We start from the raw sequence: 18,759 nt of genomic DNA, 5'->3' as shown, positions 1-18,759 counted from the left end.
GTTCAGCCGTCAGGCGCGGGTCGCGTGGTGCATCATGCCGCCCAGTGCGTCCCTGATCAGGGCCAGGACGTGCGGGCGCTGCTGCTCGAAGAAGAAGTGGCCGCCGGTGACCTCGTGCACGGTGCAGGGAGCGGTGGTGTGCGCACGCCAGGCCGCGGCGTCGGCGGACGAGACGCGCGGGTCGGTGGTCCCGGTCAGCACGGTCAGCGGGCAGGGGACCGCCGTGCCCGGTCGGGGCACGTAGGACTCGGCCAGCCGGGAGTCGGCGCGCAGCGCGGGCAGGACGAGTTCCAGCAGGTCCGGGTCGCGCAGCAGGGCGGGGTCGGTGCCGCCCAGGGCGCGCATCTCCTCGATGATCTCCGCGGTGCTCAGCCGGCGACCGCCGCGGGGCGGGCGGACCGAGGGGGCGCGACGGCCCGAGACGATCAGTCCGCGCAGCGGCCCGGCGCCGTCCCGCAGCGCCAGGGCGGTCTCGTACGCGATCAGGGAGCCGAGGCTGTGCCCGAAGAGCACCAGCGGGAGGGGCGGACGGGCGCGCAGCACGTCCGTGACCGCGCTGATCATCGCGGTGAACTCCTCGACGGGCGGCTCGCGGTGGCGTTCCTGCCGCCCCGGGTACTGCACGCACAGCAGCTCTCCCTGCGGGGGCACCGCGGCGCGCAGCCACGGGTAGTACGCGGCGGAGCCGCCGGCGTGCGGGAAGCACACCATGCGGAACTCCGGCTCGGGGCATGCCCCGTAGCGCACGAGCCAGGTGTCGGGTGCGGGCGCGCTGGGTGGCGTCACCGGTTTCCTTTCGTTGCCTGCCGCGGCGCCGGTCACAGGACGTTCACCCGTGCTCCCAGTTCGGAGCGGCGGCGGATCTTGAGCTTGCGGTAGATGCGGGTCAGGTGTTGTTCGACGGTGCTCGCGGTGACGTACAGCGCGTCGGCGATCTCCCGGTTGGTGTATCCCTCGGCCGCCAGCCTGGCGACCTTTCCCTCGGCGAGGGTGAGCGCCGGTCCCCCGGCGGCGGCCCAGGGGGCCTGGGCGGCGGCGCTCTTGTCCTGCGCCGCGGTGGTGCGGGCAGAGGACGGCTGTGCGGGGGCCGGCGGGCAGATGGCGGGGTCGGGCGAGGGGGCCGGGGTGTGCCGTGTGGTGAGGGCCCGGATCTCCTCCAGGGCGCGGACGCCACCGCATTCCCGGGCGAGTCGCTCCGCCCTGCGCAGCGTTCTGCGGCCGTAGGCCAGGTCGCCGGTGAGCTGGTAGGTCTGCGTCAGCACGCCGAGTGTGCGGGCCAGTTCGAGCGGGTCGCCGCACCGTTCGAGCACCATCGCCGACTCCCGCAGCCCCGCCGCGCGCCGTCCCTTCGGGGAGGCCATGGCGCGCAGCCGGAGCGCGATGCCGCGGCTGCGGGCGTGCGGGGCCGGGAAGAGGTCGAGGTGTTCGTCGATCCGGACCCGTGCCTCCTCGCGTTCCCCGAGGCGCAGCAGGGTCTCGGCAAGGTCCAGGCGCCACGGCACCAGGCCCGGCAGTTCGGTCTTCCAGGACCGCAGGATGTCCCCGCAGCTGCGGAAGTCGTCGAGGGCGGCCCGCAGGCCACCGGTGGCCAGGTGGTGCCGGCCCCTGGCGCGCAGGAGGACCAGCCCGTAGGGGCTGCGCGCGAAGAACGCCGGCATGGGCCGGGACAGTTCCTTCTCGACCTCCTGGTGCCGGCCCTGTTCGGTCATGGCCAGGAGGTGGAGGCCGCGCGGGAGTCCGAGCAGGATGCCCCACTTCGGGGCGTCCAGCAGTTCCAGCGCGGATTCCACCGAGCGCACCGTGCCGGCCGGGTCGCCCCGCCACAGGTCGACGACGCCCTTCGCCACCGACAGCATCGCGGTCCACAACGCGGGCACCGGTGTGCCCCCGGACTCCACCGCGGCCTGGATGGACCAGAGTCCGTCGGCGTCCAGTCGTTCCGCGGCCAGCAGGGAGAACAGGGCGACCTGCGCCGCTTCGAGGTCGGCGTGGTCGGGCCGGGCGCGTTGGAGGATCTCTTCGGCACGGCGCGCCACGGGCTCCTGCCCGCCACCGGTGAGCAGTCCGGGCAGTTCGCTCGCGCTGCGCAGCCACGGGAATCCGCCGATGACCATCTCCGGGTTGAGCTCGCCTCCGTCGCTCGCCGCGGCGTGCGGCGTGCCGGGGAACGCATGGCGGATCCAGAAGTCGGTGATGGCGAGTTCGATACGGGTCTCGGGATCGCTCGGGTGGCCGGCCCTGGCCATCGCGAACACCTCGTCGGCCTCGTCGGCGCGGCCCTGCCAGGCCAGGCGCCGGGACAGCCGGGAGAGCCAGCGCCCGGACAGGCAGCCCTCGCGGGCGCTGGTCACCAGGGAGTTCAGGCGCCGGGAGACCAGGGTCGGGTCCACCCACCAGGTGATGTCCAGCAGTTTGGCGTGGACTTCGACGCGGGTGCGGTCGTCGGTGCAGCCGTCGGAGGCGAGTTTGAGCAGGGCGATGGCGTGCTGGTAGTCGTAGCGCCGGGCCGCCTGGTCCGCGGCCTCGCACAGGATGCCCACCGCCCAGGGCTGCGGTGCGGCCTGGGCCGCGAGCAGGTGCTGTGCGATGTGCTCGGCCGGTGCGCCGTCCTCGTAGAGCACCTCCGCGGCGCGCAGCCGCAGCCGGCGCGTCGCCTCGTGGTCCATGGCACCGGTCAGCACGTCACGGACGCGGGGGTGCAGCACCCGCCCCGGGGACAGCACGCCGCCGGCGGTCAACCCGTCCAGTACGTGGTGCAGTTCACGGGGCGCCAGTTCCACGACGCGAGCCAGTCGGTCCTGGGTGCAGGACGGGCCCAGGACGGCCGCCGCCTCCGCGATGTCGGCGGTGGCCGGGCAGTTCGAAGGGCGCAGGCGGGTCAGGACGGTCTGCGCGAAGGAGCAACCGTAGACCGGTTCGTCCCGGTCCTCTGCTCCCGCGGCCACGACGTCGTCCAGCAGGGCCTGGAGGAGCAGCGGGTTCCCGCCCGTCACGGCCATCAGTTCGTCGACCAGAGCGACCGCGGGGTCGCGGTCGAGCCGGCTGCGGACCAGTGCGACCACGCCCGGGCGGGTCAGCGGTCCGAGGGTGAACGAGCGCCGGCGGGAAGGGGGGAAGAGGGGGACGGTGTGCCGGGAGTTGTGGGCGCCGGCGGAGCGTCGGAAGTCGGAGACCAGCACGTGCAGCGGCGCGGAGTCGAGGTGTCGGGCCAGTTCCCGCAGGAATGTCGTGGAGTCCGGGTCCGCGAGGTGGGCGTTGTCCACGACCAGCAGCAGCGGCTCGGCCGGGGCGAGGGCGATGAGGTGCCGGGCGAGCGCGGTGGGGGCGGTCGGCGGCTCGGTGGCCGTGGCGTTGCGCAGTACGTCGCGCACCGATCCCACCACGTCGACCACGGCCGGCCCTTCGGGGTCGGGGCCGCCGACGGTCAGGACCCGCCAGCCCTGTGTCCGGGCACGCTCCGAAGCCGCTTCGAGCAGGGCGGACTTGCCGCAGCCGACCGGCGCGCTGACGGCGAAGAACTCTCCTCGCCCTGCCGTGCTCGGCCCGATGCGGTCAGCAAGCTCGCTCAACGGCGCGTCCCGCTCGACTAAGTACATTCCGCCTCCTGCGATGGGCATCGCCCAGTTCCCGTACGGCTCGGGCGTTCTCCGTGGGGAAGTCGCATCCGGAGGACCACGCTGTCATCAGAACCCGACTCTTCGATCCGCGAGGGTCGCGGGGTGTGCATGTGCAACAACCGTGCTCGGGCGACTTCCGCTCGGGACCGAGCAACGCATTACGGCATCCGATCACAGCCCGCCCGATTCGCTCAAGATTGACCGGGCGGTCATGACTGATACCAGTCGCTCCTACAGTCATCCCTACAGTCATCGCTACCGTCACCGGTCGCGCCATGCCCCGGTGACACGGGAGCGCTTTGCAAGAGCGCCCTCCGCAGGAGACGCCGGCCCTCGGTGAAACGGAGGTGGGGGATGCCCTCGACGTACGCGCCGAGGGCATCCCCCACCATGTGCCGTGCTACCACCGTCTGCCGTGCCGGTCCGCCCAGGCCGGGTCCTGGAGCGTACGGCGGTCCAGCTTTCCGCTGCCGGTGCGGGGCAGTCGGTCGAAGTGGTGATGGACCGTGGGCAGCATGTACTGCGGCAGCCGGGCAGCCGCGTGGTCGCGTACCTCCTGGGGAGACAGTCCGTCCGGCCCGGCCACCGCGGCCCGGAGCACCGCGACGGTCGGGGCGGGGCGGTCCACCACGACGGCGCACTCGGTGATGCCCGGGAACTCCAGCAGCACGCCCTCGATCTCACCGAGGTCGATGCGGATGCCCCGGATCTTCACCTGGTCGTCCGCGCGCCCCAGGAACTGCAGCTCGCCGGAGGGCAGCCACCGGCAGATGTCCCCGGTGTCGTACATCAGCCCCGGTCCGCCGTCGAGTTCCGGCACGAAGCGCCGGGCGGTCAGCTCCGGGTCGCCCAGGTACCCGCGGGCGACCTGGGCGCCCGCCAGGAACAGCGTGCCCCACACCCCCACCGGTGCCGGGCGGCCGTAACGGACGACGTACGCCCGGGTGTTGTCCACCGGGCGTCCGATCGGCACGGTGCCCTCGCACGGGCCGGGCGGGCAGTCGTGCGCGGTCACGTCGACGGTGGCCTCGGTCGGCCCGTAGAGGTTCACCAGCCGGGTGCCGCGGTCCTCGAAGACCTCGTTGAACGAGGTGACCGCGGCCGGCGACAGGCTCTCGCCGCTGGCGAAGACCCAGCGCAACCGGTCGCCCACCACCCCGCCCCCCTTGCCCCGCACATGGTCGACGAACATGCCCAGCATCGACGGGACGAAGTGCAGCACGCTGACCCCCTGGGCCCGCACGGTGGCGGCGGTGGCGAGCGGGAAGCGTTCCATCCCGGGGGCGAGCAGGTGCATCCGGGCGCCGGCGAAGAACCACCAGAAGAGTTCCCACACCGAGACGTCGAACACGAACGGCGTCTTCTGCAGCAGGGTGTCCCCCGCCGTCAGCGGGTACTGCCGCTGCATCCATGTCAGCCGGTTGATCACCGAGCGGTGTTCGACCATGACCGCCTTGGGCCGGCCGGTCGAGCCCGAGGTGTAGATGACGTAGGCCAGGTCCGTCGGACCGCCGCGCCGCAGCGGTGCCCCGGGGTGCTCGGCGTACGGCTCGGGGGCGTCCAGGCGCGTCACCGGGGCGGCCAGGCCGTCCGGTACCGGCACACCGGGCTGGGCCAGCACCCGGGCCGCGCCGGCTCGTTCGACGAGGTCGAGCAGGCGCAGCGTCGGGACCGTCGGGTCCAGGGGCAGGTAGGCGGCACCGGCCTTGAGCACGCCCAGCACGGCGACCGGCAGTTCCAGGCACCGGTCGCTGAGCACGCCGACGACGTCACCGGGGCCGATGCCCTGCGCGACCAGGAAGCCGGCGAGCCGTTCGGTGCGCTCGTCGAGCTCGCGGTAGGTCAGCGCGGCCGTGTCGGTGCTGACCGCCACCGCGTCGGGGGTCCGGGCGGCCTGCGCTTGGAAGATGCCGTGCAGCGTCGCGTCCGTGGGGAAGTCCCGGTCGGTGGCGTTGAATTCCCGCAGCACCCGGTGCCGGTCCTCCGGGCGCAGCAGTTCATGGCTGCCGACCGGGAGGGCGGGGTCGGCGACGGCCTGGGCGAGCACCGTGCGGTAGACCTCCGCCAGCGCGGCGGCCTCCAACGGGCCGTCGGGGGCGCCGTCGTGGCCGACCGACGGCTCGGTGCCGCTGAGGTCGAGCACCCGCCGGAAGCCGTCCCGGGCGGTGCCGGGGACGCAGGTGACCAGGAGGTCCGGTGCGTCCCCCGCCGCCTCGCCGGCGGGCTGCGCGGCGTACAGCGCGGCCTCGACCCGGTCCGCGAAGTCCTTGAAGGACACCGTCGGGTCGACGGGGAGCGCGAGGATGCGGGGCGCGCCCGCGGCCGGGACCACCCGGACGCGGGGTTCGGCGTCGTGGACGACGTGGTGCAGCGCCAGGAGGGCCGCGGCCAGCCGGTCCCGGTCGCCGTGCGCGTCCGGTGCGCCCGTCCGTGGTGCCGCGGTCACCGGGCGGCCCCCGTCGCGCCGGCGAGCATCGGTGCCAGGGTCCGCTCCAGGATCTGCTCGGTGCCCTCGATGATGTTCAGTACCTTGCTGTCCCGGTAGGCGCGGGCGGTGACCGACCGCTCCGAGACGCCGGAGGAGGCCAGCAGCTGTACCGCGGAGGCGGTGTGCTCCTGGGCCACCCGGCACACGAAGTACTTGGCGAGCAGCACCGACCGCATCGTCTCCGGTGCCTTGTCCCGCATCGCACGTGAGGCGGCGACGCACAGGTGGCGGGCGGCCTCCAGGTCGGCGCCCATCCGGGTCACGAGCGTCTGTATCTGGCCGTGTTCCAGCAGCGGGCTGCCGAAGGTCCTGCGGGTGCGCACGAACCGGGCGCATTCCTCGAAGCACGCCTCCAGCATGCCGAGCGCCATCCACGCCACGGCGTGCCGGCCGTGTTCCAGCGCGGTGGGGACCAGCACCGGTACCGCGAAGTCCGGTTTGCCGACCAGCGCCTCCGGGGCGATCACGCAGTCCTCGAAGTCGATGCGCGCCAGGCCCGCCGCGCGCAGGCCCAGCATGTCGCCCATGGGCGTCACGGTGATGCCGGGGGCGTCCCGGCTGACCAGGCACGCCTCGGAGCGTCCGGCGCGCTGGGCGAACACCAGCAGGTCGTCGGCGCGTTGGCCGAAAGTGATGTACACCTTGGTGCCGTTGAGCACCAGGTCGTCGCCGCGTTCGGCCAGGGTGGTGGTGATGTCGCTCAGGTCGCTGCCCGCGTGCGGCTCGGTCATGCAGATCGCGGCGACCCGCTTGCCCGCGCCGAGGGCGGGCAGGACGTTCTCGCGCTGCCAGGGTGTGCCCCAGCGGGCGAGGGTCTGCGCCATCATCCCGTGCACATTGACCAACGAGGCCAGTGAGATGCTGACCCGCCCCAGGGCCTCGTACAGCAGGCCCGCCTCGATGGCGCTCCATCCGCCGCCCCCGACGGAGGCGGGCAACGGGGCGCCGAGCAGGCCCTGTTCGGCGGTCCATGTCACCACCTCCTCGGGCAGCAGCGCGCCGTTCTCCCAGGTGTGTGCCTGGTCCTCCCAGCGGTCCCGTACCAGGGTGAGCATCCGGCGGTGGTGCTCCCGCTCGTCCGGTGTCAACAGCCGGTCCACAGTGTTGCTCTCCCTCGGATCAGGCGGGGTCGGCTTCGAGCTGCTTGCGCTGCACGAAGCCGGTGATCTTGGCGATGCTGGCGAAGTTGCGGAGGTTCAGGTCGTCCACGTCGACCTCGACGCCGAACCGGCTCTCCAGGAAGCTCATGAGCTGGATGGCGAAGAGCGAGTTGACCCGGCCGGTCTCGAACAGGTCCTCCTCGCGGGCGGGTTCGGGGGCGGTGCTGTGGGAGGCCAGGTACTCCAGGACGATGCGGTCGATGTCGGTGGCGTTGTACGTGGCGTTGTGCTCGGTCATCGTGCGTTCCTCGTGGTGTCGGCCGCGGTGGTCCCGCGGTGTTCGTAGAAGCCCCGGCCGCTCTTGCGGCCCAGGCGCCCGGAGGCGACCATCTCCCGCAGCAGGCCGCAGGCTTGGTAACGGTCGTCCCGGTAGCTGTCGTGCAGGTACTCCAGGGTGAGCAGCACCGTGTCCAGGCCGATGAGGTCGGCGGTCTCCAGCGGGCCCATGGTGTGCCCGAAGCACTTCTTGAAGATGTCGTCGACCACTTCGGGGCGTTCGCCCTGGTCCTGGACGGTGCGGATGGCCTCGTTGAAGAAGAGGTGGGAGATGCGGTTGCTGACGAAGCCGGGGAAGTCGCCGACCACCACGGACTGTTTGCCCAGGCGGCCCAGCATCTCCTGGACGTAGGCGAGGCAGGCGTCGGAGGTGGCGGCGCCGCGCATCACCTCGACGGCGTCCTTGAGGTAGGAGGGGTTCATGAAGTGGATGCCGACGACGCGCTCGGGCCGGGTGGTCTCGGCGGCCAGCAGCCCCACCGGGATGCTGGAGGTGTTGACGCCGATGCCGGTCCCGGCGGGCAGGATCTTGTCCAGCGCGCGGTAGAGGTCGCGCTTGGCCTCCCAGCGTTCGCTGATGTTCTCCACCACGAACTCGCAGTCGGCCAGGGCCGTCAACTCGGTCGTGGTGACCAGGCGTTCGTCGGCGGTGGCGGCGGGCAGCCGGTCCAGTCCCGGGCGTACCGCGGGCAGGAAGCGGTTGGTCTCGCGCAGCAGCCGGCGGGTGGCGTCCAGTGCCGCCCGGTCGGTGTCGACGGCGATGACGCGGAAGCCGTGGATGACGTAGTCGACGCAGACGCTCGCGCCGATGCAGCCGGTGCCCACCACGCCGATGGTGCGCAGGGGTGGTGCCATGGTGTTCTCCGTAAGTGGGGTGGAAGGGGCGGGGGTCAGAGGGTGTCGAGCCAGTCGTGCACCACGGCGGCGGCCTCTCCGGCGTTCTCCGCGACGATGGTGCAGTGGTCGCCGGGGATGACGGCCTCGGTGTGCGGCAGCGGCCAGTGGGCGCGCCAGTCCTCGGTGATGGGCGGGGCCTCGGGGTCGCCGGGAATGCAGTCCTCGGGGCGGAGGAAGAGCGTCGGTGTCGCGATCGGCTCGGGGGTCCAGCCGCGGAACAGCTTGCGGTAGCTGCCGAGGGCGGTGAGCGAGGTGAAGTTCATGGTGGTGAACCGTGCGCGGCGCTCGTTGACCTCGTACGTCATGGCCTGCCGGACGGACAGCGGCATGCTGTCGGGCAGGTAGGTGTCCAGCAGGACGACGCCCTGTGCCGGGGTGCCGGCGGACTCCAGGCGGGCGGCGACGCCGTGGGCGAGCCAGCCGCTGGAGGAGTAGCCCAGCATCGCGAAGGGTTGGCCGTCGGCGCAGCGCAGGGTGGCGTCGGCGAGCACGTCGACGAGGACGTCGATGCCGGCGGCCAGCGGCTCGTCGGGCAGGAAGCCGGGCACGGTCACCATCGACAGGTCGCGGCGGTCGCGGAAGAAGGTGGACAGCCGGGCGAACTGGAGGGACTGCTCGACGGGCGCGAACGGTGGCAGGCAGACCACCGCGGGGCCGCGGTCGCCCTTGGCGAGCCGTACGTAGCCGGTGCCGGCGGGGGCCTGGGAGGGGTCGGTGAAGCGCCTGCGGAGTCCCGAGGCACCGCTGAGCAGGGCCTCGACCTCGGTCATGCGGCCGCGCAGGGCGACCTGGCGGTAGACGGCCGCGAAGGACTCGGCGGCGTCCACGCTCGGTGCCGTGGCGGCGGCCGGGGCCGCGGCGCCCTGGTCGAGGGCCTGTTGGAGGAAGGCGCACACGTCCGTGACGGTGGGGTGGTCGAAGACCAGCATGGCGGGCAGGTCCAGGCCGGTGGCCAGGTTCAGCCGGCTGCGGACCTCGACGGCCGACAGGGAGTCGAAGCCCAGCTCCACGAACGGCTGTTGGTCGCCGACCGAGGTCGCGTCGGGGTGTCCGAGCACGGCGGCCACCGTGCCGCGCACGAGTGCGGCGAGTTCCTCGTGACGCTGTGCGGCGGGCAGGGCGGCCAGCCTGCGGCGTACGTCCTGGTGGTCGGCCGGGGGCGCGGTCTCGTTGCGGGCCGCCAACAGCTCCCGTACCCGCGGCAGTTCGCCGATCAGCGGGCGCGGCCGGGCGGCGGTGTAGCCGGCGAGGAAGGGCTCCCAGTCCACGTCGGCGACGACCAGGGTGGCTTCGTCGCCCTCCAGGGCCCGTTCGAGGGCTGAGATGCCGTCGGCGGGGGGCATCGGCACCAGGCCGCGCCGGCGCAGCTGGTGGCCGCCCTCCGGTCCCACCATGGCGGAGCCGTCCCAGACGCCCCAGGCGACGGCGGTGGCGGTGAGGCCGCGCGCGCGGCGGCGTTCGGCGAGGGCGTCGAGGTGGGCGTTGCCGGCGGCGTAGGCGGCGTAGTGGCCGCTGCCCCAGACTCCGGAGACCGAGGAGAACAGCACGAAGGCGTCCAGGGCGTCGTCGTGGAAGAGTTCGTCGAGGACGTCGGCGCCGGCGGTCTTGGCGGCGGCGACGGCGCGGAACTCCGCCAGGTCCATGGCGGCGAGCGGGGTGTTCTGTCCGACGCCCGCGGCGTGGAAGACGGCCCGGACCGGCTCGCCGTCCGCCGCCAGTCCGCGGACCAGCGCGGTCATCTCCTCGCGCGCGGCCACGTCGGCGGCCACGATCCGTACCCGGGCGCCCGCCTCGGTCAGCTCGGCGGCGAGGTCGGCGGCGCCGGGGGCGCGTTCGCCGCTGCGCGAGAGCAGGACGAGGGAGGTCGCGCCGCGGGTGACGAGCCAGCGGGCGACGTGGCCGCCCAGCGAGCCCGTACCGCCGGTGATCAGCACCGTGCCGGTGGGTTTCCAGGTGCGGACGGCCGTGGGCGCGGGGGCGGGGACGACGCGGCGCCGCAGTACCCCGCCGGCCCGCAGCGCCACCTGGTCCTCGGTGCCGTCGCCGGTGAGCAGTCCGGCCAGCAGTGCGGTGGTGCGGTCGTCGAGGGTGCGGGGCAGGTCGATCAGGCCGCCCCAGCGGTCGGGGTGTTCCAGGGAGGCGACCCGGCCCAGGCCCCAGGCGGCGGCTGGCCGCGTCCGAGGCTCCTCCTCGGCGGCGGTGGCGACCGCACTGCGGGTGAGGCACCACAGGCGGGCGCCGATTCCGGCGTCGCCGAGGGCCTGGAGGAGGACGAGCAGCGGTTCGGGCTCCTCGACCAGGGCGATGACGCCGGACAGCGGCGGCGCCCCGGCGGCGGCCTCAGCGAGCGCGGCGCGGGCCCGCGCCCGGTCGGTGCCGGTCTCGACCGTCACCACGTCGGCGACGACCCGGGTGAGCGCGCGTACCGTGTCGGCCTGCTCCGTAACGCCGCCTTCGGGCAGCACCACCAGCCAGGTGCCGGGCACTTGGGAGGCGGTGACGGGCTCGGCGGCCGGGTGCCAGGCGACGCGGTAGCGCCAGGAGTCCTGGGTGGCGCGGCGGCGGCTTTCCCGGTGCCAGTCGGCCAGTTCGGGCAGGACGGGCAGCAGGGCGGCGGGGGCGCCGAGCGTCCGGGTGAGCGCGTCGTGGTCCTGCTGCGCGACGGCGTCCCAGAAGCTGCCGTCGCGGTCGGTCGCGGGGTGCGCCGCGGTGCGCGGGGCGGAGCCGGTGAGCCAGTAGGTCTGCCGTTGGAAGGGGTAGGTGGGCAGGGGTACGGGCGGGCGGGGGGTGAGGAGCGCGGACCAGTCGACGGGGGTGCCGTGGGCGTGGGCCGCCCCCACCGCGGTCACCAGGGCGAGGACCTCGTCCTGGCCTCGACGGGCGCTGGGCACCGCGGCGCGGTCCGTCAGCACCGGCGTCAGCACGGCGTCGGGGCCGACCTCCACGAGGACGTCCGCGGTGCCCAGGCCCGCCACGGCGTCGGCGAACCGCACCGTGTGCCGGGCATGATCCAGCCAGTACTCGGGCGACGCGAAGGGGTGCCCGCTCTCCGCCGCCGGGCTGACCGGAATCCGCGGCTCGGTGAAGGTCAACTCGCCCAGGAGGGACCGGAACTCGTCGAGCATCGGCTCCATCAGCGGGGAGTGGAAGGCGTGGCTGACCCGCAGCCGCGTGGTGCGCCGCCCCTGGTCGCGCCAGTGGCCGGCGATGCGCTCGACGGCCTCCGTCCCGCCGGAGACGACTACGGCGCGCGGCCCGTTGACGGCGGCGACGGCCACCGTCGGCTCGACGTCGGTCAGCACCCGGACCTCGTCCTCGGTGGCGGCGACGGCCGCCATCGCGCCGCCCGCCGGCAGCGCCTGCATCAGCCTGCCGCGGGTCACCACCAGACGGCCGGCGTCCTCCAGACCGAGGACGCCGGCCACCACCGCCGCGGCGATCTCCCCGACCGAGTGCCCCGCCACCGCGTCAAAGGCCACGCCGAAGGACTCCCACAGCCGCGACAACGCCACCTGGTAAGCGAAGAGCGCCGGCTGCGCGTACTCGGTACGCTCCAGCACCTCCGCCGGCTCGTCCCACATCACCGCACGCAACGACCGGCCGAGCAGCGGGTCCACCACCCCACACACCTCGTCCAGCGCCGCCGCGAACACCGGGAACCGCGCGGCCAGTTCACGCCCCATCCCCGGACGCTGCGAACCCTGACCGGAGAAGACCGCAGCCGTGCGCCCCTCCCCCGCCGTCACCGGCACCACGCCCGACAGGGCTTCCAGTGCCGCCCCGCGGTCCGGCGCCGGCACCACGGCCCGCACCTCGAACGACGAGCGCGCCGACACCAACGACCACGCCACGTCCGGCAGCGGGATCTCGGTGCGCTCCCACAGCAGGGTGGCGAGCGCGGCGGCCTGGTCCCGTACGGCCTGTTCGGACCGGCCCGAGAGGACGAGTGGCACCGGGCCGTCCAACGCGGGGGTGTCGGGCGCGGGTTCGGTGGCCGGTGCCTCCTCCAGGACGATGTGCGCGTTGGTGCCGCTGATGCCGAAGGAGGAGACGCCCGCGCGCCGCGGGCGGCCCTCGGCCTGCCACGGGCGGGCGGACGACAGCAGACGGACCTCGCCGCCGCCCCAGTCCACGGCCCGGGTCGGGGTGTCGGCGTGCAGGGTGGGCGGGAGGATGCCGTGCCGCATGGCCTGCACCATCTTGATGATGCCGACGACACCGGCGGCCGACTGGGTGTGACCGATGTTGGACTTCAGCGAGCCCAGCCACAGCGGCCGCTCCGGGTCCCGGTCGCGGCCGTACGTCGCCAGCAGCGCCTGGGCCTCGATCGGGTCGCCGAGCTGGGTGCCGGTGCCGTGCGCCTCGACCGCGTCCACGTCCGCCGGCCCGATGCCGGCGCTGGTCAGCGCGTCGAGGATGACCCGTTGTTGGGAGGGGCCGTTGGGCGCGGTGAGCCCGTTGGACGCGCCGTCCTGGTTGACCGCGGAGCCGCGTACCACGGCCAGTACGCGGTGTCCCTTGCGCCGGGCGTCGGAGAGCCGCTCCACCACGAGCATGCCGACGCCCTCGGACCAGCCGGTGCCGTCGGCGTCGGCGGAGAAGGACTTGCAGCGGCCGTCGCGGGCGAGGCCGCCCTGGCGGCTGAACTCCACGAAGACGCTGGGGGCGGCCATGACGGTCGCCCCTCCGGCGAGTGCCAGGTCGCACTCGCCGCGGCGCAGCGCCTGGCAGGCCAGGTGCAGCGAGACCAGGGAGGAGGAGCAGGCCGTGTCGATGGTCAGCGCGGCGCCCTCCAGGCCGAGGGTGTAGGCGAGGCGGCCGGACAGCAGCGACGTGGAGACGCCGGTGATGCCGTATCCCTCGACGCCGACGCCGCCGCTGTGGACGTCGAAGCCGTAGCCCTGGGTGGCGGCTCCCACCCAGACCGAGGTGCGGCTGCCGCGGAGGGTGCCGGGGACGATCCCGGCGTCCTCCAGCGCTTCCCAGGTGGTCTCCAGCAGCAGCCGCTGCTGCGGGTCCATGCCCAGGGCCTCGCGCGGTGAGATGCCGAAGAACGCGGCGTCGAAGCGGCCCGCGCCGTAGAGGAAGCCGCCCTCGCGGGTGTACGTGGTACCGGGCCGGTCGCCGCTGGGGTCGTAGAGGCCCTCGGTGTCCCAGCCCCGGTCCGTGGGGAACCCGGAGATGGCGTCGGTACCCGAGGAGACCAGCTCCCACAGCTGGTCGGGGCTGCCGACGCCGCCGGGCGCCCGGACGCCGGCGCCGACGATGGCGATCGGTTCGTGCTGCCTGGCCTCGTGGTCGTCGAGTCGCTTGGTGGTCTGCCGGAGTTCGGTGGTGAGTTGCTTGATGAAGTGCCGCATCCGGTTCTCCGCGGACGCGTGGGTGTCTGGGCACATGGGAAGGGCCTTTCGGGGGCGGACCGGGTCAGGAGATGCCGAACTCGCGGCCGAGGGCGTCGAGGAGTTCGTCGTCGGAGGCGGTGTCCATGTCCGCGGTGTCCTCGGACTCCGTCCCCGGTTCCGGTGCGGCGGGCTGTCCGGTCTGCTTCCAGCGGGTCAGGATGCTGGTGAGGCGCATGGTGATGCGGGAGCGGGCGACCGAGTCGGCGTCCAGTCCCTCCAGCGCGCTCTCCAGCCGGTCGATCGCGGCATCGGCGCCGTCCGCCTCGGCCGGGCCGTCGGCGGCCCGCAGCTCTTCGAGGAGGAACGCGGCGGTCGCGGCGGGTGAGGGGTGGTCGAACGCCAGCGTCACGGGTGTGGTCAGGCCCGTCCTGGCGTCCAGGCGCTTGCGCAGGCCGACCGAGGCCAGGGAGTCGAAGCCCAGGTCGCGGAAGGAGCGGTCGGTCTCCAGCCGTCGGGCGTCGGGCAGACCGAGTTCGGCGGCGGCCTCGGTGCGCACCAGGTCCAGCAGCGCGCCCTTGCGGTCGTCGGGGGCGAGGGCGCGGAGCCGGGTGCGGAAGTCCTCCGCGGCGGTCGGGTCGGCGGCCCGCGCCGCCTCGCGCAGCGCCCGGACCGGCGCCAGGTCCTCGATCAGCGGCCGGGGGCGGCCGGCGGTGTAACCGGCGGCGAAGGGCTCCCAGTCGACGTCGGCGACGGTCACCGTGTCCGTCCCGGCGTCCAGGGTCAGCTGGAGGGCGGCGACGGCGCGCTCCGGGGGGATGGCGCCCAGTCCGATGCGGCGCAGGGCCCCGGCCGTCTGCGCGTCGACCATGCCCGCGTCGGCCCAGATGCCCCAGGCGATCGAGGTGCCGGCGGCGCCTCGGGCGCGGCGCCGCTCGACGAGGGCGTCGAGGTAGGCGTTGCCCGCGGCGTAGGCGCCGCTGCGGGCGCTGCCCCAGATCGCGGAGATGGAGGAGAACACCACGAAGGCGTCGAGGTCGGCGTCGTGGAGCAGCTCGTCGAGGATCTCGGCGCCGGCGGTCTTGGCGGCGGTGACGGCCCGGAACTCCTGCGCGGTGATGTCCGTCAGGGCGGTGTTCTGGGCGATGCCGGCGGCGTGGAAGACCGAGCGGACCGGTTCGCCCTCGGCGGCGAGCGCGTCCAGCACCCGGGCCATCTCGTCCCGGTCGGCGACGTCGGCCGCCAGTATCCGCACCGGGGTGCCCCCGGCGCGCAGTTCGGCCGCCAGTTCCTCGGCTCCGGGCGCCTCGGGGCCGCGCCGGGACAGCAACACCAGCGAGCAGTTGCCGTGCCGGGCCAGCCAGCGGGCCAGGTGGCCGCCGATCGCCCCGGTGCCGCCGGTGATCAGTACGGTGCCGGAGGGCCGCCAACTCCCGGCCGCGGGAGGCGTGGTGGCGGTGTCGAGGCGGCGGACGTACAGGCCGTCGGGCCGTACGGCCAGTTGGTCCTCGGGGCCGGGTGTGCCCAGGAGGGCGGTGAGCGCGGCGTCGGTGCCGGCGCCGGGGTCACCGGCGGGCAGATCCACCAGGCCGCCCCACGCCCCGGGCCGCTCCAGGCTGATCACCCGCCCCAGGCCCCAGAGGGCCGCACCGGCGGGGTCGGGGGCCGGGTCGGCGGCGGACACGGCCACCGCGCCGCGGGTGAGGCACCACAGGGGGGCCTCGATCCCGGTGTCGCCGAGTGCCTGGGCCAGGGTCAGCAGCGCTCCGGCGTCGTGTCCGGCGTACAGCACCCCGTCGAACGGGCCCTCCAGGGCTGCCAGTTGGCCGCCGAGTGCGGCGCGGTCGCCGGGGTCGGCGGGCAGGCGGAGGGGCTCGGCGGCCTGGTCGAAGAGGTTCGCGGCGGGCAGGAGGGACGCGTCTCCGGCCAGCAGCCAGCGGCCCGGTATCCGCGCGGCGGCGGCCTGGGGGAGGTCGGCGGTGCGCCAGGTGATCCGGTAGCGCAGGCCGTCCAGGTCGGAGTGGAGCTGCCGCTCGCGCCGCCAGCGGGCGAGCGCGGGCACCACCTGCGGCAGGCCGTCCGCGGTGCCGAGGTCGGCGGCGAGCCGGTCCAGGTCCTGGCGTTCCACGGCCTCCCAGAACCGGGCGTCGGCGTCGGACGTCCGGGCGGCGGACGGCACGAGCCAGTAGTGCTCGCGCTGGAAGGCGTGGGTGGGCAGGGTGACCTGTGCGCCGCGGGGCAGGACGCGGGTGAGGTCCGCGGGCAGGCCCCGGACGTGGCCCTCCAGGAGGGACAGCAGCAGGCGGTCGGCGCCGCCGGAGTCGCGACGCAGCGAGCCGATCACGACGCCCTCGTGGTCGCCGGCCTCCAGGGTCTGCTGCACGCCCACGGCCAGCAGCGGGTGGGTGCTGGCCTCGACGAAGAAGCCGAACCCGTCGGCGACCATGGCCTCGATCGCCTGCTGGAAGCGCACGGTCTCGCGCAGGTTGCGGTACCAGTACGCGGCGTCGAGTTCCCGGCCCGCGGTCCGGGCGCCGGTCACGGTGGAGTACAACGGCACGTCGGTGTCGTGGGGTTGGACGTCCGCCAGGGCCGCGAGGAGGTCGGCGCGGACCGACTCGACCTCGGGCGAGTGCGAGGCGTAGTCGACATCGATCCACCAGGCCCACACGCCGTCGGCCAGGCACTGCTTGGCGAAGGCCCGCAGCGCGTCCCGCTCCCCGGAGACGACCACCGAGTCGGGGCCGTTGACCGCCGCGACGGACAGGGCGTCCGCCCAGGGGGCGACGGCCTCGGCGACCCGCGGTGCCGACAGGCCGACGGACAGCGCCCGGCCGCCGCCGGGCAGCCCGGCCAGCAGCCGGGAGCGGGCCACCACGACCCGGGCGGCGTCCTTCAGGGACAGCGCGCCGGTGACGCAGGCGGCGGCGACCTCGCCCTGCGAGTGCCCGACGACCCCGTGCACCGGCACGCCGAAGGACTGCCAGACCCGGGCCAGGGAGACCATCACCGCGAACAGGGCGGGCTGGACGACGTCGACCCGTTCGAGGAGCTGCTCGTCCTCGCCGGTGACGGCGTCGAGGAGCGACCAGTCGACGAGCGGGTCCAGGGCGGCGGCGCACTCGCGCAGCGCGTCGGCGAAGACCGGGACAGCGGCGTACAGGTCGCGGGCCATGCCGACCCACTGCGCGCCCTGGCCGGGGAACATCAGCGCCACCCGGCCGTCGGTGGCGGTGCCGCGGGCCACGCCGCGCGGCAGGCTGCGGTCGCCGGTCAGCGCCTCCAGGCCGGCCAGCAGGGTCGCGCGGTCGGCGGCCAGCACCGCCGAGCGGTGGTGGAACGGCGAGCGGGTGGTGGCCAGCGACCAGGCGAGGTCGCCGAGCGGGAGGTCGGGGTGGGCCAGCAGGTGGTCGTGGAGGCGGGCGGCCTGGTCCCGCAGGGCGGCGGGGGACTTGGCCGAGAGGACGACGGGGGACGGTCCGTCAAGGCACGCTGCGGGAGCCTCCGTTGGGGCCGCGTCGGCCGACTGGACGCGAGCGTCGTGCTCCAGGACGACGTGGGCGTTGGTGCCGCTCATGCCGAACGCGGAGACCGCGGCCCGGCGCGCGCGGTCCACCTCCGGCCAGGGCAGCGCCTCGGTGAGCAGTTCGACGTGCCCGGCCGACCAGTCCACCTCCGGCGTCGGCGCGCTGACGTGCAGCGTCTTGGGCATGACGCCGTGCTGGAGGGCCATGACGGTCTTGATGATGCCGGCGGCGCCGGCGGCGGCCTGGGTGTGGCCGATGTTGGACTTCAGCGAGCCGAGCCGCAGCGGGCGGGCGGGGTCGCGGTCCTGGCCGTAGACCTCCAGCAGGGTCTGGGCCTCGATCGGGTCGCCCAGGGGGGTCGCGGTGCCGTGGGCCTCGACCATGTCGACCTGGTCGGGGGTGACCCGGGCGGCGGCCAGCGCGGCCTCGATGACCCGGCGCTGGGAGGGGCCGTTGGGGGCGGTGAGGCCGTTGGAGGCGCCGTCCTGGTTGAGGGCCGTGCCGCGGATCACCGCCAGCACCTGGCGGCCGTTGCGCCGGGCGTCCGACAGCTTCTCCAGGACCAGCATGCCGCAGCCCTCGGACCAGCTGGTGCCGTCCGCGTCGGCCGAGAAGGACTTGCAGCGGCCGTCGGGGGCCAGCGCGCGCTGCCGGCTGTACTCGCTGAACACCGTCGGGGTGGCGATCACCGCGACGCCGCCGGTCACCGCGAGCCCGCACTCGCCACGGCGCAGCGCCTCGCAGGCCAGGTGGAGGGCGACCAGCGCCGAGGAGCAGGCGGTGTCCACCGTCATCGCCGGCCCCTCCAGACCGAGGGTGTAGGCGACGCGGCCCGAGGCGATGCTGGGCGCGCTGCCGGTGACCAGGTGGCCCTCCACCTCGGTCGGTACGGACCCGCCCGCGCCGTAGTTGTGCGCCGACAGCCCGACGAACACCCCGGTGTCGGTGCCGCGCAGCGAGGCGGGGGCGATGCGGGCCCGCTCCAGCGCCTCCCAACTGGTCTCCAGCAGCAGCCGCTGCTGCGGGTCCATGGCCAGCGCCTCGCGCGGGGAGATCCCGAAGAACCCGGCGTCGAACGCGGCGGCGTCCTTGAGGAAGCCGCTCTCGGTGACGTAGCTCTTGCCGGGGCGGTCGGGGTCCGGGTCGTAGAGGTCCGCGAGCGGCCAGCCGCGGTCGTCGGGCAGCGGGCCGATCGCGTCGGTGCCGGATACCACCAGCTCCCACAGGTCCTCGGGCGTGCGGACGTCGCCGGGGAAGTGGCAGCCCATGCCGATGATGGCGACGGGCTCGGTGGCGCGGTCGCGTTCCTCCTGCAGCCGCTGCCGGGTGCGGCGCAGATCGTGGGTGACGCGCTTGAGGTAGTCGCGGTACTTCTGTTCGTCGAAGCGGGCGTCGGTGGCGGGTTCGGGCACGGCGGGGTCTCCTCTGGCGGTACGGGCGGTGCGGGGCGGTGAG

Annotated in this window: 8 protein-coding genes; all 8 read right to left on the bottom strand. The window is 74.3% G+C overall.

The genetic code is table 11. The annotated features are described in order from the left end of the window. Positions 1–9 precede the first annotated feature (9 nt). The gene (locus ACRAS8_RS34835) at positions 10–786 is read right to left on the bottom strand and encodes a thioesterase II family protein (RefSeq protein ID WP_438490028.1); all 777 of its coding nucleotides are present in this window, start codon (positions 784–786) and stop codon (positions 10–12) included. 32 nt (positions 787–818) lie between these two features. Further along, positions 819–3,596 carry an AAA family ATPase gene (locus ACRAS8_RS34830; protein WP_438490027.1) on the bottom strand — a complete coding sequence of 926 codons (2,778 nt, stop codon included), beginning with the start codon at positions 3,594–3,596 and terminating at the stop codon, positions 819–821. Between the two features lie 421 nt (positions 3,597–4,017). Beyond that, positions 4,018–6,063, bottom strand: coding sequence for a non-ribosomal peptide synthetase (locus tag ACRAS8_RS34825; protein WP_438490026.1), 2,046 nt, complete (start codon positions 6,061–6,063; stop codon positions 4,018–4,020). Further along, positions 6,060–7,205: an acyl-CoA dehydrogenase family protein gene (locus ACRAS8_RS34820; protein WP_438490025.1), complete on the bottom strand. Its 1,146-nt coding sequence runs from the start codon at positions 7,203–7,205 to the stop codon at positions 6,060–6,062. The genes ACRAS8_RS34825 and ACRAS8_RS34820 overlap by 4 nt, the downstream gene beginning before the upstream one ends. A 19-nt stretch (positions 7,206–7,224) precedes the next feature. Continuing rightward, entirely contained in the window at positions 7,225–7,503 is a 279-nt protein-coding gene (locus ACRAS8_RS34815; RefSeq protein ID WP_438490024.1) for an acyl carrier protein, read from the bottom strand. Beyond that, positions 7,500–8,396, bottom strand: coding sequence for a 3-hydroxyacyl-CoA dehydrogenase family protein (locus ACRAS8_RS34810; RefSeq protein WP_438490023.1), 897 nt, complete (start codon positions 8,394–8,396; stop codon positions 7,500–7,502). Before ACRAS8_RS34810 ends, ACRAS8_RS34815 begins: the two co-directional genes overlap by 4 nt. Positions 8,397–8,431: 35 nt before the next feature. Continuing rightward, positions 8,432–13,834 carry a type I polyketide synthase gene (locus tag ACRAS8_RS34805; RefSeq protein ID WP_438490022.1) on the bottom strand — a complete coding sequence of 1,801 codons (5,403 nt, stop codon included), beginning with the start codon at positions 13,832–13,834 and terminating at the stop codon, positions 8,432–8,434. A gap of 28 nt (positions 13,835–13,862) precedes the next feature. Beyond that, positions 13,863–18,716 (bottom strand): type I polyketide synthase, encoded by a 4,854-nt coding sequence (locus ACRAS8_RS34800; protein ID WP_438490021.1) that lies wholly within the window; start codon positions 18,714–18,716, stop codon positions 13,863–13,865. Positions 18,717–18,759: the final 43 nt, after the last annotated feature.

Source organism: Streptomyces sp. S186 (assembly GCF_051603415.1).
Classification (GTDB): domain Bacteria; phylum Actinomycetota; class Actinomycetes; order Streptomycetales; family Streptomycetaceae; genus Streptomyces.
Note: the sequence above shows the minus strand (reverse complement) of the source record. Positions and strands in the feature narration are given on the sequence as shown.